This window comes from Salmonella sp. SAL4457 (assembly GCF_046548235.1).
Classification (GTDB): Bacteria; Pseudomonadota; Gammaproteobacteria; order Enterobacterales; family Enterobacteriaceae; genus Salmonella; species Salmonella enterica.
In genome coordinates, this window is sequence record NZ_JBGDZO010001461.1 from 1 (window position 1) to 231 (window position 231).

A 231-nucleotide genomic window follows, 5' to 3' on the forward strand; every position below is an offset into this window, starting at 1 on the left:
CGCTGCAGCAGCTCGCGCTCGTGCAGGCTGAGTTCCGGGCTGTCCAGGCGAACACCGAGATTGTCTTGCAGCGCCCCTTCCAGGAGCAGGCTCTGCTCGAGTCGGGCGATGATCTCGGAGTTCATGCTGCGGTGATGGCTGCGAGCGACTTCTGCGATCTGCTCACGCATGCCCTCGGGCAGACGAACGACGAATTTGTCAGCGGTACGGCTGGAGTAGGTAGGAGTTGCC

General features: G+C 62.8%; 1 protein-coding gene. It reads right to left on the minus strand.

Annotated elements, in window-relative coordinates; translation table 11 throughout:
• Nucleotides 1–231, minus strand: a 231-nt coding sequence (amrZ, locus tag ACLJNW_RS29030) for a transcriptional regulator AmrZ (protein WP_410962142.1), incomplete at both ends; no start/stop codon positions are given.